At 32.5% G+C, this 15,835-nt stretch carries 14 protein-coding genes and 1 pseudogene; 3 read left to right on the plus strand and 12 right to left on the minus strand.

Annotation, left to right across the window (positions count from 1 at the left end):
- Both KQI71_RS09440 and KQI71_RS09445 read left to right on the plus strand, forming a co-directional pair.
- Positions 1-185 (plus strand): annotated as a pseudogene (locus KQI71_RS09440) (integrase core domain-containing protein); the annotation flags it as partial.
- A 146-nt stretch (positions 186-331) separates the two neighbouring features.
- The gene (locus KQI71_RS09445) at positions 332-1,675 is read left to right on the plus strand and encodes an MATE family efflux transporter (RefSeq protein ID WP_216435701.1); all 1,344 of its coding nucleotides are present in this window, start codon (positions 332-334) and stop codon (positions 1,673-1,675) included.
- 120 nt (positions 1,676-1,795) lie between these two features.
- On the opposite strand, the gene KQI71_RS09450 is transcribed toward KQI71_RS09445, so the two are convergent.
- Genes KQI71_RS09450 through KQI71_RS09470 form a run of 5 tightly spaced genes read right to left on the minus strand, consistent with a single transcriptional unit; the run spans position 1,796 to position 8,183 of the window.
- Positions 1,796-2,908 carry an ABC transporter ATP-binding protein gene (locus KQI71_RS09450; protein WP_216435703.1) on the minus strand — a complete coding sequence of 371 codons (1,113 nt, stop codon included), beginning with the start codon at positions 2,906-2,908 and terminating at the stop codon, positions 1,796-1,798.
- 17 nt (positions 2,909-2,925) lie between these two features.
- Positions 2,926-5,124 carry an alpha-galactosidase gene (locus KQI71_RS09455; protein WP_216435705.1) on the minus strand — a complete coding sequence of 733 codons (2,199 nt, stop codon included), beginning with the start codon at positions 5,122-5,124 and terminating at the stop codon, positions 2,926-2,928.
- Between the two features lie 47 nt (positions 5,125-5,171).
- On the minus strand, positions 5,172-6,038 hold the full coding sequence (locus tag KQI71_RS09460; RefSeq protein WP_216435706.1) for a carbohydrate ABC transporter permease: 867 nt from the start codon (positions 6,036-6,038) through the stop codon (positions 5,172-5,174).
- Positions 6,038-6,907 carry a carbohydrate ABC transporter permease gene (locus KQI71_RS09465; RefSeq protein ID WP_216435708.1) on the minus strand — a complete coding sequence of 290 codons (870 nt, stop codon included), beginning with the start codon at positions 6,905-6,907 and terminating at the stop codon, positions 6,038-6,040. The genes KQI71_RS09460 and KQI71_RS09465 overlap by 1 nt, the downstream gene beginning before the upstream one ends.
- Before the next feature lie 13 nt (positions 6,908-6,920).
- Positions 6,921-8,183 carry an ABC transporter substrate-binding protein gene (locus KQI71_RS09470; RefSeq protein ID WP_216435710.1) on the minus strand — a complete coding sequence of 421 codons (1,263 nt, stop codon included), beginning with the start codon at positions 8,181-8,183 and terminating at the stop codon, positions 6,921-6,923.
- 204 nt (positions 8,184-8,387) lie between these two features.
- On the opposite strand from KQI71_RS09470, the gene KQI71_RS09475 reads away from it, so the two are divergent.
- Positions 8,388-9,248, plus strand: a complete 861-nt coding sequence (locus KQI71_RS09475; protein WP_216435711.1) for an AraC family transcriptional regulator — start codon at positions 8,388-8,390, stop codon at positions 9,246-9,248.
- Positions 9,249-9,300: 52 nt separating this feature from the next.
- On the opposite strand, the gene KQI71_RS09480 is transcribed toward KQI71_RS09475, so the two are convergent.
- From KQI71_RS09480 to KQI71_RS09505, 7 genes are all read right to left on the minus strand, one after another.
- On the minus strand, positions 9,301-9,891 hold the full coding sequence (locus tag KQI71_RS09480) for a metallophosphoesterase family protein (RefSeq protein WP_118352345.1): 591 nt from the start codon (positions 9,889-9,891) through the stop codon (positions 9,301-9,303).
- A gap of 1 nt (position 9,892) precedes the next feature.
- On the minus strand, positions 9,893-11,746 hold the full coding sequence (locus tag KQI71_RS09485) for a BMP family ABC transporter substrate-binding protein (protein WP_216435712.1): 1,854 nt from the start codon (positions 11,744-11,746) through the stop codon (positions 9,893-9,895).
- 3 nt (positions 11,747-11,749) lie between these two features.
- The gene (gtfA, locus tag KQI71_RS09490; RefSeq protein ID WP_216435713.1) at positions 11,750-13,204 is read right to left on the minus strand and encodes a sucrose phosphorylase; all 1,455 of its coding nucleotides are present in this window, start codon (positions 13,202-13,204) and stop codon (positions 11,750-11,752) included.
- A gap of 205 nt (positions 13,205-13,409) precedes the next feature.
- Positions 13,410-14,006, minus strand: a complete 597-nt coding sequence (locus KQI71_RS12535) for a hypothetical protein (protein ID WP_253288017.1) — start codon at positions 14,004-14,006, stop codon at positions 13,410-13,412.
- A complete protein-coding gene (locus tag KQI71_RS12540; protein ID WP_253288018.1) occupies positions 13,945-14,436 on the minus strand; it encodes an MATE family efflux transporter in 492 nt (163 codons plus the stop codon). The genes KQI71_RS12535 and KQI71_RS12540 overlap by 62 nt, the downstream gene beginning before the upstream one ends.
- Before the next feature lie 186 nt (positions 14,437-14,622).
- Positions 14,623-14,928, minus strand: a complete 306-nt coding sequence (locus KQI71_RS09500) for a GNAT family N-acetyltransferase (protein WP_216435714.1) — start codon at positions 14,926-14,928, stop codon at positions 14,623-14,625.
- A gap of 267 nt (positions 14,929-15,195) precedes the next feature.
- A complete protein-coding gene (locus tag KQI71_RS09505; RefSeq protein WP_253288019.1) occupies positions 15,196-15,834 on the minus strand; it encodes a YczE/YyaS/YitT family protein in 639 nt (212 codons plus the stop codon).
- Position 15,835 lies beyond the last annotated feature (1 nt).

The raw sequence follows: 15,835 nt of genomic DNA on the forward strand, positions 1-15,835 counted from the left end.
ATAATGCTCCTATGGAACGTTATTACAATACTCTCAAGAATGAACTGGTTCATCATCATTCCTATCATTCTGAGAAAGAATTATATACATCCATTGAAGAATTTGCGTACGTTCATTACCATCACGAACGACCGCATTCTTACAACAATTATCAAACGCCTTTTGAGGCACGCTACGGGGTATAAATCCTGTAGCAATAAAAATTAGGTCAAAGTGTTACAAAAAAGCTTGACCACAACAGACTGAAATATGTCTATTTTCACGCTATAATCATAATTTAAAGAAGAAATCATGTCAATATAGATTAGAATCGAGGGAGGATATAACGAAGATGGCACAAGAAAATAAAATGGCATATATGCCAGTCAACAAACTACTATTACAAATGTCTGCCCCGCCTCTTATTTCTATGTTTTTACAATATTCATACAATCTCGTGGACAGTATGTTTGTCGCTAAAATCAATGAATCGGCACTGGCAGCGGTTTCCCTTTCATTTCCAATCTCCACACTGATGAACGCCTTATCCATCTGGATCGGAGTTGGTCTGAATGTTCTGATTGCTGGATATCTAGGCCAGAAACGGCAGAAAGAAGCTGATTTTGCAACGACTCTTGGTCTCATGTTATCTTTTTTGATTGGTGCGACAGTCAATATTATCGTTCTTTTTTTCATGAAACCTTATTATGCTGCATTTACTAAAAATATTACGATTTATGAATATGGATTATCCTATATGAAGGTGTGTGCCTTTATGCAGATTCCCAATATGGTACATATCGCAATCCAAAAAATTCTTCAGGCAACTGGCAACATGCTCACACCAATGTGGTTTCAAATTGCAGGTGTATTATTTAATTTTATTTTTGACCCACTGCTGATTTTCGGTATTGGACCATTTCCTGAAATGGGGATTGCTGGTGCAGCGCTTGCAACAGTTTTAGGGTATACTTTGTCAATGATCATTGCCATCATCCAACTATTTTTCACAAAACAAAAAGTAAAACCAATACGAAAAGGATATCATTTTGATCTTAAAATGCTTAAAATGATCTTTTCCTATGGTCTGCCCTCATTTATTATGAATGCTTTGGGTTCTTTTATGGTAAATTTTGCAAATATGTTTTTGGTCCATTATTCGGATACCGCTGTTGCCTTTTTCGGGGCATATTTTAAAGTACAGCAACTCATTGTTATGACTGTCAATGGATTGATACAAGGATGCCTCCCGATCATGCGTTTCAATTACAGAGCGAAAAAAGAAGATCGCCTGCGCAAGACTTATAAGACTGGAGTACTAATCGCAACGATCATGATGCTTACTGGAACTTTATTGCTGCTATGCTTTCCAAATGCAATCCTCTCTCTTTTCTCTGCATCAAAGGAAATGTGTTCTTTGGGTATCCCTGCAATGCGTATTATGTCGTTAAGTTTTGTGTTCAGCGGACTCTCCACAATGATCGCCACCTACGAACAGGCAACCGATCAGGTTCTTCCAAGTATGATGATCCAGCTTTTGCGTCAAGGAATTTTGCTGATTCCTTTTATGTGGATCTTCAATTATATTTTTAAAATAAATGGAATCTGGATTTCTTTCCCTGTGACAGAATTAATCGTATTTATTAGTCTCTTTTTAGCAACAAAAAAACGAGCAGCAAAACTGGATTTACGCTAGTTTGCTACTCGTTTGGTTTTTATTATATTTTGATTTTTTGAAAAAGTACAAATATAATTATTCAAAAAATGAGTTGTTTATATTTATTTAAAATTTTACTTTCAGATCATCTGATCCTACTTAATTAATGATCGTTTTTGATGTTTCTTTATCAAAAAGGTGTATTTTATGTATGTCTAATGCAATTTCTGCTGTATCACCTGTTTTAATTGTTGTTTTGGGATCAACTCGTGCTGTTATTGAATTTCCATTGATATCAAAATATAAGAATGTTTCTGCTCCAAGCATTTCCATGTCTGATACTTTCGCATGTAGCATTACCTTATCAACATCACTCTCTAAAGATTCTCTATCATAAATATCTTCAGGACGAATTCCCATAACAATCTTTTTGTCAGCATAATTTTCTTTAATCAGCTTTTCTGATTTCTCTTTTGGAAGGTTGATTTTATTATTTCCAACTTCTAAGTATGCCTCATCATCTTTAACTTTACATGTTGCATCTAATAAATTCATCTGTGGTGACCCAATAAATCCTGCAACAAACATGTTTTTAGGTTTGTTATATAAATTGTATGGAGTATCAATTTGCTGTACGACTCCATCTTTCATAACTACGATTCTTGTTCCCAATGTCATAGCTTCTGTCTGATCATGAGTTACATAAATAATAGTAGTTCCTAGCTGTCTGTGAAGTTTTGAAATTTCTTGACGCATCTGTACTCTTAATTTTGCATCCAGATTTGACAATGGTTCATCCATTAAAAATACTTTTGGGTTTCTTACAATAGCACGTCCCATTGCAACTCTCTGTCGCTGTCCACCTGATAATGCACTTGGTTTTCTATCCAGTAAATGTTCCAAATCTAAAATTTTTGCTGCATGAACAACCTTTTCTTTAATTTCTTCTTTCGGTAATTTTCTTAATTTTAACCCAAAAGCCATATTATCAAATACAGTCATATGTGGATACAATGCATAATTCTGAAATACCATCGCAATATCTCTGTCTTTCGGTTCTACATCATTCATTACTTTTCCATCAATTTTTAATTCTCCACTACTAATATCTTCCAATCCTGCTATCATACGTAATGTTGTTGATTTTCCACATCCAGATGGACCTACAAAAATAATAAATTCTTTATCTTCTATTTCTAAATTAAAATCTTTTACTGCTTCAAACCCATTGTCATATACTTTATTAACATGAGATAATGATAAATTTGCCATATAAATCTCCTTTCACTTTAAAACAAAGCTTCTTTTACATAAAATGTCATTGTTTCGTATTCTTTCACTCTCATTGGAACTGGTATTCCTGCATACATAAGAGTTTTCCCATAATATTTTCTCGTATTTCCTTCTATCACATAGATTTTTTCTGGATCCAATCCTTTAAATTTTAATAAATGAACTCTTCCATTGCTGTTACTATTTAATGCCGTATAAAACATCAATGCTTGCTCTTTTTCTTCTGATACAAATTCCCATGCAGCAAATTCAGTATTTTCCATTGGATTTGTAATCCTGTAATATTGTCCCTGACGAATTATATCAGCATATTTTTTATACTGTTCAATCTGTATCTTTACTGCTTCTTTGTCTTCATCATTCATCTGTGTTAAATCCAGCTCATAACCAAAAGTACCTGCCATAGCTACAGCACCTCTTGTTTCAATCGGAACCGTCCTTCCGGTCTGTTCATTTGGACACACTGACACATGAGAGCCAACAGAACTGATTGGATAGCCAAAGGAACTTCCATATTGAATTTTTATTCGATCAATAGCATCTGTATTATCGCTACACCATGCCTGTGGGGCATAATACAACATTCCAGCATCAAATCTTCCTCCACCTCCAGAACAAGACTCAATCAAAAGATCTGGATATCGTTCTACGATAGCATTTAACACATTATATAAACCTAATACATATCGATGAAGTACTTCCCCTTGACGTTGTGCTGGAAGATCATTTGCATATACATTTCCAATGCTTCGATTCATATCTAACTTGACATATTCAATATTGGCTTGATCCATTATATCAAAAAAGCATTTTTTAATGTATTCTTGCACATCTTTTCTTCCCATATCAAGTAACAACTGATTTCTTCCTCTAAATGGTTTTCTCCCTGGAACTGTAAGACACCACTCTGGATGTTCTCGATACAGGCAACTGTCTTCGCTTACCATCTCTAGTTCAAACCATAGTCCAAATTTCAAACCGATCTCATTAATCTGATTTACAAACTCTGACAAACTGCATCCTAATTTTTCTTCATTTACAAACCAATCACCAAGTCCACTGTTATCATCATCACGCTTTCCAAACCAACCATCATCCATAACAAGCATTTCAATCCCAAGATCTTTTGCCTGCTTTGCAATTTCTATCAATTTTTCCCCTGTAAAATCAAAATAGGTAGCCTCCCAATTATTCACAAGAATTGGTGGTCTTTTGTTGATATAATTACTCCTACAAAGATTCTCTCTAAAAATTTTATGATAATTATGTGATAATTTTTCAAAACCGCAACTACTATAGCTCATAACTACTTCTGGTGCAATAAATTCTTGTTCTGATTCTAAGATAAAACTAAAATCATGCGGATGAATTCCCATTGCCATTCTTGTTTGAAAAAATTGATCTTGTTCAACTTCTATTACAAAGTTTCCACTATATAAAAATGAGAGTCCATAACAATCTCCATATGTTTCTGATGCATTTCTCTCGCAAAGAATTCCAAATGAATTCTGCTGATGACTAGAAGTTCCTCGAATACTTCCTATTTGGTAAATTCCCTGTGTTACTTTTGATCTTTGCATCTGTCGTTCCATAGTATGTCGTCCTGTAAAATTGATAATATCAAAATCTCCATATGAAAAATCAAGATTGGCAGAAAGAATTTTCTCAATTTGCACTTTTTCTTTATTATGATTTTTTACGATCACAGACCTTGTTATGACATCTTCTTTTTCAAACACTCCGTATAATAATCTTACTTCAAGTCCTATGACATCATCCTGCATTAAAATTTCTAATGTCTGTGCATCCCCTTTATAATCAAACAATGCCGGCAATCCGTCTAATGAATATTTTCCATTGTATATCTTGTGAGATTTGTATTTCAGATCAACTTGTCTGTTCCCATTTTTATTACAAACTTCCAAGCAGCAAATTCTATAATCCCCATTATCTGCCCCTGTATATTCTTGTGGAAGTACATCAAGCGAATATGTTCTGTCATTTCCAACCTCATTAGGATTTGGAGAAAATCCTCTATCATATTTTTGGACCAGATAGCTTAAATCATCATCTCCTATATTTTTTCCATAATATAAATGAATCAATCTATCATATTTATCAATCTGCATTTGATACATCGAATTTGCTGTATCTATTTGTATGATCTTATTATCTTTTTTAAAGTGAATACTCATCCTTCTTCCTTTCTATGGTGTCAATTCTAAAACTTTTCATTTTACATTTATTTTACTGAACCATTTACTACACCGTTAATAATCTGTTTCTGTGCAAATAAATATAAAATCAAAATAGGTACTAATGCTAATAAATAGGATGCAAATGCCAAGTTATAATTAGTTCCAAACTGAGTCTGGAATAAAAGCTGTGCTAAAGGTAATGTTGTATCCTTACCACTTCCACCACTTAGAATAACCAGTGGCGTCATAACATCATTCCATACACTCAGTGCCGTTAAAACAATAACTGTGGCATGCATCGGTTTTAATAATGGAAAGATCACTTTCCAAAATGTTGTCCAAGTCGTTGCACCATCTACATAAGCCGCTTCTTCCAACGCTAATGGTATATTCTTTAAATACCCTGTATATAACAATAAATTCATTGGGAAGAAAAATACCGTATACAGTATGATCAATCCAAGTTTATTATCAATTCCAATAATACTTGTCTCTTTTACAAGCGGAAGCATCAACATTGAAAATGGAACAAACATTCCACTGATAAAGTATAAATAAAGGAAATTAAAGCTCTTATGTTTATTCATTTTTCGTCCAATCGCATATGCTGCCATAGAATGAAAGATAACAACAACGATCAATGTCACGATTGTGATAAACAAAGAATTACCTATTGTATGAAAGAAATCTGTTGTCTGAATCGCCTGAATAAAATTTTGAAAACTGAAATGTCGTGGAAGCGCCAATGCTCCAGAAACATCATTTGTCATCTCTGTAGGCTGTTTAAATGCAATTATCACTGTCATATATAAAGGAAAAACTATTGTCAATGCCAACAGAATCAGCAATAAGGTCCTTCCCCAAACTGCTATATTTCCTTTATTTTTTATTTTTTTCTTAATCGTTGCCATTATAACTGTACCTCCCTCTTATTTAAAAACTTCATCTGAAATACAGAAATTAATACAATTACTATGAAGTAGATTACTGAGTTTGCACACTGATATCCAAACTGACTTCCGCTAAGTCCTGTCTTATAAATAAGATATGATATGGATTCTGTAGAACTATTTGGTCCTCCTCCAGTCATTGCTACAATCTGATCAAAAGCCATTAAAAAGTTTTTCATACATAATACCATATTAATCGTAAAAAATGGTGCTATCAAAGGAAATGAAATATGCCAGAATTTTTGCCATGGACCAGCTCCATCAATGGCTGCTGCTTCATATACATCCCCAGGAATTGTCTGTAAACCAGAAATGTAAATGATCGTATTGAAGGCAATTGCCTGCCATGCTGTACATATAATGATTGCAAACCACGCAGTACTTTCATTACTTAAAAGACTGGTACTTAAAAATTCATTTCCGATCAATTTTCCAAAGCTTGGAAGAATAAATGTAAAAAAGAAATTAAATACATAACCTACAACTAATCCTCCAAGAATATTTGGTAAAAAATACAGACCTCTGAAAAAACTTTTTCCTTTAATTTTTGAATTTAACAAAACTGCAAGGCAGATACTGATCACATTTACTATGATTGTTGCTGTTATTGCAAACTTAAATGTAAATAAATATGAATTCAAAATTCTGCTATCCTTAAACATATCGAAATAATTCTGAAACCCTACCCAGTTGAAATCTCCAAAACCTCTGGAATCTGTCAAACTGTACACAACTGCATTAATTAACGGGAAAGTGTTAAATGCAAAGAAACAGATTAATATGGGAAGTACAAATAATTTATAGGTTTTTCCAAGTTTAACTTTCTTCATAACATCCTCCTTTTTATTTCTGAAGTTTTCGAATTAAATTTCGATTACTCTTCTTCCATTCTGTATCAAACTTATTTAAAAATGTTTGCATATCATTGTTCATTAAGTATCCTTGGATCATATCACCTGCTGGAAGATCTGCTGGATAATGATGATCTGGAAAGTCAACGACCCTATTATTATTAAAATATTTTTCCATTTCTTTTAAATCAACTGGAACAGGGAATTTTCCTTTGATGCAGGAAACAGAACTAGATTGTTTCATATAGGTTGCAACATTTTCATCTTGTAACATAAAGTCAATAAATTTTAAACATTCTTTTTTATGATCTGCCTTCATAACGCTAAACATGACATCAATTCCTGATACCAGTTTTGTTTTTGATGCATCATTTAGTACTGGTAATGTAAACGCACCAAGATTTATATCCGAATTTGTACTTCGAATCTGAGGAATTGCAAAGTTTCCAGTAAGAAGCATTGCAGAATCACCTTTACTAAAAGCGGTCGTTCCATCATTATAAGAATATGCAAATGGATCCTTCTGCCCATATTTTAAAAGTTCTTTCAATTTTTTAGCCGGCTCTCCATAATGGTTTGAGAAAGAATCTTTTCCTTGATTAACCTCATCATAAATTGTTGTTGAAGTAAGGTTTGCTGCTAATGCATTCCATGGAGTAATTCCTGTCCAGGAATCTTTTAACATAAAATAAAAAGGTGTCTCTCCATCTGATTTAATTTGTTTACAAAGGGAGATAAATTCATCCCATGTTTCAGGAATCTTCCATCCATATTTTTTGAACATATCTCTATTATAAAGAACACCCGCAGCATTTGCTGCATATGGTACACAATATGTTCCTTTTTTCTTACTCAGTTCCAATTGCTTTGCCATATCTTTATAGACATCTTTTACTTTATCAAGTCCTTTATAATCGCTTATGTCTACTATCGTATCTGCATCTACAAAATCAGCATAAGAACGTTCACCACCTAAAATCGCTATATCTGGTGGATTTTCTTTTACCAAACGAGTTTTCAAAATTGTCATTGCATCACTTGGCGAATCCATCTGAATGTGAATATTAGGATTTTCTTTTTCAAATTTATCAATCATCTTCTGCAAGATGTCTACGGTTTCCCTTTTATAATTTAATATATTAATAGTTACCTTTTTGCCTGAATCTTGATTCGAACGACCACATCCTATCGATACCATACTAATCATGCATATCATCATAATAAATGAGATAATTCTTATCCATTGTTTTTTCAAATGTTTATCCTCCTTTTTATAATCTTTGTACAACTATTCCTCGAGAAACTGGTTTTATTATAGCATTATACACAAAAATAAGGAATGGATTAACTTAAGATGTTATATAGCAAAATACTATCTATTCCTTTTTTTGTTGAATTCATCTAGCATTTTGATATATAATAAAAAAAAACCTTATATTTATTTATGAAAGGAGTCTTTATGAGCCAAAATACTTTTTCCATGTTCCCGAATGAACGATTTATTGATCTTAATATATACCAATTTGGTTATGAACAATGTTCCCCCTTACATTCCTTTGGACCATTTGTCAGGAATCATTATCTCTTTCATTATATAATTTCAGGAAAAGGAACTCTTCTTTCTACTTACCAAAACCAACTACGAGAATATAAATTAGAAAAAGATATGGGATTTCTGATTTGTCCGAATACGATCAACCACTACTTCGCCGATGAAAATGATCCATGGGAATATACTTGGGTTGAATTTGATGGTATGAAAGTAAAAGAATTTCTTGATCAATCTGGGGTTACTTTCAAAAAACCTATTTATCACCCTAATTCTATAGAATCAGCTCACAAACTTCGTGATCTAATTTTATATATAGCTCATCACTCGAATGAACCTCCCCTTCATTTAATTGGTTATATGTATCTGATACTAAATCAGTTGATTCAGTCTTCCAGTTCCAAACATGATGTTCAATCTGGAAAATTAAGCGATTTTTATATAAAAGAGGCGATTTCATTTATTGAACAAAATTATATGCGCAATATTACTGTTGAAAATATGGCACAATTTTGTAATCTTAATCGAAGTTACTTTGGAAAGATATTTCATGATAACATCGGGAAAAGTCCACAACAATTTTTAATTTCTTATCGCATGGGAAAAGCCGCTGATCAATTAAAAACAACAGACCTTCCTATCAAAGATATCTGTGAAAATGTTGGCTATCCAAATCAGCTACATTTCTCACGGGCTTTTAAAAATACATATGATATATCTCCAAGTGAATATCGAAAACAAAACCATATTATCAAAAAAGATGATGAATAATCTAAAAAAGCTGCCACATAGGACAGCTTTTTTTAGATTTCTTACTTATTTTTCACCATTCAATCACATAATGATCATATGCATTTACAATGACCGTACTTTTATATTGTGATACTCTGTTCATATCGTGTCCATAATTCAAATGAATATGTCCATGAACAAAGAATCTTGGATGCCAGTAATCTATGATTTTTTGAAATGCCTGAAATCCCTGATGTGGATAATCTATTCCATCATTCATCTTAAAGGCTGGTGCATGTGTCACTAAAATATCAATTCCACTATGCTTTTTTAAGGCAAACCATAATTTTCGACATCTACGATTCATTTCTTTTTGCGTATATTGAAATTTTCCTCCATTATAATCAATCGATCCTCCCAGACCCATAATTCTGATCCCTTTATATACAACAATTCGATCTTCTACACAAACACATCCAAGCGGTGGATCACTCTCATAAATTTCATCATGATTTCCATGAACATATAGCACATCCCCATGAAAAAAAGTAGCCAGAAATGATAAATATTTCGGATTTAAATCTCCACAAGAAATGATCAATTCAATTCCTTCTAACTTTTTTGGATGAAAATAATCCCATAAAGATTTGGATTCTACATCGGCTATTACTAATATTTTCATCTTACAATCCTTTTTTGGCTGTTTTTGTTCCTTGCAACTCTACAATTTTTTTTGCTGATTCTTCCAAATTATCAATCGACGGAATTTCTCCTATAATATTTTCATAAAGGAAATCCATCTCAATTATATCTGTCGCACACATATCTTCATAAATCCGAAACCTTCCATCCGCAATTGATTGTTTTACAAATTCTATGAATCGTTTTGTTTCTTCATCTAAGCAACTAGTATAAGCAATTGAAACTGCCCCTGCAGATAATCCCCACCAATAACTGATTGCTTTCCCTTCTTTCAAAAAATTATTACGATCCCAGCTTTTATCAAAAATACTTTTTATAACCTTTTCATAAAAAACATTCCAATTCCATATCGGTATTGCAATATGTTGAATTTCATCTCCTTTTTTAGAAAATAATCCAAATTCGCTGCATTGCTGATCCGGTGTTGTTAAATCCTGTCCCAAAATATAAGTTATATTCTGATCATCCAATATTCTCTTTGTGTCATTCTTTACTGTAGACCACACTAAATGTATCTTTGCTCTAGGATTTGTCATCCTTACTCCCAACGCAAAAGCATTAATATTTGAAATCATTCCATATATCGGATAATCTGCTATGTAACCTATTTGATCTGTATCTGTTAAAATTCCTGCAAGTAAACCTAGAAGAAATCTTGTCTCATAAAACTTTCCATAATAGGTTCTCATGTGTCCGCACCATATATTTAAAGAACAATTAAGAATCTTAATTTTAGGATATTCTACTGACATTTTCAGACTTGCATTTAAAAGAACAGGTGTTGTTGTAAAAATCACCTGACATCCTCTTTCAATTGCATTTTTTATAGCATGAATTGCTTGTTCCTCATTTTTTATATCATCATATGTTATCACTGAAATTTTATCCCCAAATTTCTTCTCCAGTTGTTTTTTCCCTTCCATATGGCTATATGTCCATATACTTGTTTTTGCTGACTTTACATTAATAAAAGCTATTTTAAGATGCTTTTTCTGAAATAGTAATCCCATTTTTGCTTCAGATTTTTCAGGCATTTCCAACAATTTTGTATCATTCTTTTTTCCAAACAAAACCATATAATCCCATGCTTTTAACATATTTTTCTGCATTTGCATTTTATCTTCTTCCAACCATGCTTTGGCCCCAAAGATTTTAATATATGATAATATTACATCTCCTATTGTTCCTGGATATTTTTTCATTTTCTTCATAGCCATAACCATATTATAATAGGATGACTGAAAATCTTTCTGATTTTTTTCACTCCATGGAACTTCAAATATATTCAAAAAATAATTCGCTAATTCTGAAAATCTTTGTGATTTTTGAAAATAGATATTATAATTTTGGGATAATCTGTAAAAATCCAAAAACTCATAATAAATCTGATTTTCTTCTGTATGATCTTTTTGAGGAATGAGTCTTATGACATTGGCTAAAACACTGTCTGCTCCTTCATACTTTAATACACTGACTCTCTTATTTCCTTCTTGAATATAAAACTGATGCATAAACTCATAAGCGATAACTGGTTCACGAATTCCTTCTTGTAAATGACTTTGATACAAAGCATCCCACTTTATAGCGAATTCTGATTTTTCGTCCAGCAGTGGATAAAAGCTCCTTGAAAAAGCATTCGTTCTTCCTTTTGTCTTTGTCCCAATGATCAGGTCGATCGGGATATACAGCAAACCTATATCTTGCTCTGCTACAATATCTGTAAATGATAATATCTCATCTAACACCTGAACATAGGGATATCTGCCTTTGACAGAATCCCCTCGATATTCTTTTAACCCTAACTTTCTTGCCTTTTCATATTCTTCCAATGCCATTGCTTAATCTCCCAGCAAATCATTTTGATAAATTACATTTTCCTCTTTAACAATACAAAAATCAAATGTTTGCAAATCTGCTTTTAATGTAATAGATTCATTCCCATAACTTCTTGTAATTTCCAGTGAATGCTCTCTTGGAATTTTCACTTCAATTTCTCCTTCCAGAGCAAATGCAGATTCCGTATTTCTTAATTCCATCAATCGTTTTAATTCCTTAACAACTTTTCGTTTTTGTTGTTCTTCTATCTCCTCCATTGAAAAGTAATGTCGATTGATATCTCTACCATTTTTTGTCTTTTCCATAAGTTCAATATCATTTTCCCCTGCCATCATTCCTACATAATATACCTGTGGTATTCCTGGTGCAAAAAATTGAATAGCTCTCGCAAGCAGATATGCTGCATCATTATTTCCAAGTGCTGAATAATAGGTTGTATTTACTTGATAGATATCTAAATTATTATAGGCTTCTGTATTGTAGATTTTTTTTACATTTGCTCCTTTTACAAACATCTGTTCTTTTGTTTTTTCTACTTCTTCATCCGGAAGTAAGTCTTTTACATCAACGATTCCGATTCCATCATGTGTGTCTAACGTAGTAAATTGCTTTTTAGGAGACATTTCTAGCCAGTGTTTTAAGTATTTTCCTTCTCCATTATATAATGCATTCAAAACTAATACAGGAAGTGCAAAATCATAAATCCAAAAGCCTTGTTTCGCAATTTTCATCTGAATGCTATAGTGTTCATGGATTTCAGGAAGAATAACTACCTGATATTCTTCTAATATATCTTCAATCTCATGTAAAAGATTCCATATATCCGGCTCTACAAAAAAGCAGCTAGTGTCGGCTTTTTTTACTGCATAAGCAAAGGCATCCAAACGAATGATCGAAGCTCCTTTTTTACACATATTGATCAGTGTATTTTTAATAAACTCTTTTACAACAGGACTTTGTACATTTAAATCCACTTGTTCCGCATCAAAAGTACACCATATCTTTTCTTTTGTCCCATCTCCAAATTCTACTTCTATATATGGTGCTCTCGGTTTTCTCTTATAAATTTTATCTACCTGTTCTTGTGTTGGCTCCCCATTTTCCCAAAAATCTTTGTAACGAATAAAAAAATCTTTATATTCTGATTCTTCCTTTTTTTCTTTAAAATCATTAAAATATGTTGAACTTCTTGAAATATGATTTACCATAAAATCAAACATTAGATAATAATTCTTACTTAATTCCTTAATATTCTCAAAACTTCCAAAACGTACATCTACCTGATCATATTGCATCGGAGCAAATCCTCGATCTGCTGAGGACGGAAAAAACGGAAGAATATGAATTCCTCCAACAGCTTTTGCATAATATTTATCTACAACAGATTTCAATTCATTCAAATCATTTCCTAAACTATCTGCATAAGTGATCAACATGATTTTGTTATTTAATTTCATAAATTTCTCCTATCTTATCAATACTTTTTGTTTTTCATATTGTATCATTATAGGAACAATCATGTACATGACTACATATTTGTTAAAATATACCATTATGCTATATTCCCATTAAATAATAGTACATAGCTAGCATTAAGATAATTTCTTTTTCTATGACAGAATTAATCATATGTGTCATTGATGGCTCGTTTATCAGAAATCATTATTCCAATTTCCGATAATAAGCATAAAACATAGGTCCTTTCGTACAAACAGCAATCGTATCTGCAATCGGTTCTGCCAGATAAACGCCCATTACTGCATTTGGAATTAAATGAGGTAAAAGAAAGATCAATGGTATCAATATAATAATCTTTCGCCAGATCGTAAGAAAAATTGCCTTCGGTGCCTGATCTAATGCCACAAAACTATATTGGCATGCAACCTGTACTCCATAGATCAAAATCATTGCCAGATACACCCGCATACTTTTATTTGTATAAACGATCAAAGCTGTATCATTTGTAAAAATCGATGAAACTGCTGCTGGAAAAATCATGCAAATAAGCCAGATCAAAAAGGAACCACTGACACAACTGATCAACAATAAACGAAATGTTTTCTTTACCCTATCGATATTTTTTGGCTGTGCTCCTTGAACCAGTCCTGGCAAAAGAAGCATAACAAACTGCATAACACTAGTTAAAATACTCATTGATGCAACCGCCATATCTCCACCGTATTTTTGCAATGATGTGTTAAAACTGATCGCTACCATATTTTCTGTTAACTGCATCAATGCTGGAGAAACCAAAACCATTCATAAATACTGCATCCAACACTATATTGGTCACAGCTCCAACTGCCACATTGCACATACTGATCAATGTTTTTCCTTGTGCTGTAATAAATACATTTAATCCTAATGTTAGTTGTGTAAATAACGTACCCAGACAATAAATATTCATATAGTCCACTGCATAAATGATCGTATCATTACTTGCACCAAACAACTGTAAAATATTTTTTCCAAAAAGCAACATGATCACTGTTAATATGACTGATAATACAATCAACATCCATGTACAACTTCCCATCACTTTTTCTGCCCCTTCAATATGTCCAATGAACATCTTGTCTACCAGATTGTATAAAATATTGATAAGCTGTGCTGCTATAGCTGGAAGTGCAAGTTTCAAAAAGGCTTTTGGTACTGGCATCAACTCTAGTAATTCATTCTCATTCCTCATTCTCGTTTCTCCTTGCCTATTTATTGTAATTTAAAAAATGGTGATATTAACGATATGATTTCCAATATTGATAAAAAAATATTAGAGCTAGATAAAGGAATCTACAAAAAACATTCTGAAAAAAATAAAATTATTCCTTCAGCTTACGTGTTGATCATTAAATCCCCGCAATTTATTAATTAATATTTAATGCACATTATCATAATTACAAATCTGGATTGCCGCACCATTTTCCATAAGAGAAAATCCATGTTTTTGGTAAAATGGTACATTATTTTTATCTTCTGGCATTCCTTCAATATACATAAAGTCTTTATATTTTTCTTTGATATATTCGATCATCTTTCCTACAATCCCCATTCCTTGATAATCAGGATTTACAAGCACATAATGAACCTGTGCTAGCATTTCTATATCGTCTAAAACTCTTGTTAATCCATATTCCAGAGGGCACCTTATGTCTTCTTCTAATTTCTTTTGATATTTCGCCATATAAAAATCCCCTTCTAACTATTCTTTTGCTTTATTATAGCTTGAAGGTGATGATTTTAAAGTTACTATTAAATTTATTAGTGATTCTTTGACTAGATTTCTTTCTTATTATCTGCTCCTGGTTTTGTGATCAATTCACTTTTATCTACATATATTTTAGATTGAAGACTCTCTCAAAATGAAAAATTCCAGAAAAGTTCTATTTTCATAAAACCATTCTGGAATTTTTCCTATGTGTTTAAGGAGTTGTTTATTATTTAAATTTGTTTATAAGTTACTATATTTTATAATAAGTTTTTCCATACAAGTACCTCTGAACCATCCGATCAGTGGACCCATACAAAACGCTGTGATCAGTGTTGCTACACCTATAATGCTTCCGAAAGAGAATCCAATCACTACACAGATAACATCTGTAACAACTCTTGCTGCTTTAAATGGAATCTTTCCATTTGTAGATTCTTCAATGATCACTCCAAATGCATCGTATGGTGCGATTCCCATGTCTGCTTCCATATACATAGCCGCTGCAAAGGAACACAAAATAACTGCAAGGATCATCATAAAAATCCTCATCGCAAGTGGCAAAATCTGTGCATTTCCCAAAATCTTTGTCAAAACAAAGACACCAAAATCTGCAACATAACCTATTCCTGCCATATTGACGATCGTTCCAAGTCCGATACAATGTCGTCCTTTCCATAATACAAATAAAAAGATCACAACATTAACCGCTAATTGATACGTTCCAAATGAGATATTTAAAAAACTGCTGACACCAAGATTCATACAGGTAAATGGATCTGTCCCGAATCTTGACATTCTTAAGATTGCAACCGCAATTCCCATAAAAAGATTTCCAAATATCATCATTATAAACTTTATTTTTTTTACATTTGATCTCATG

The organism is Anaerostipes sp. MSJ-23 (genome assembly GCF_018918155.1).
Lineage (GTDB): Bacteria > Bacillota > Clostridia > Lachnospirales > Lachnospiraceae > Anaerostipes.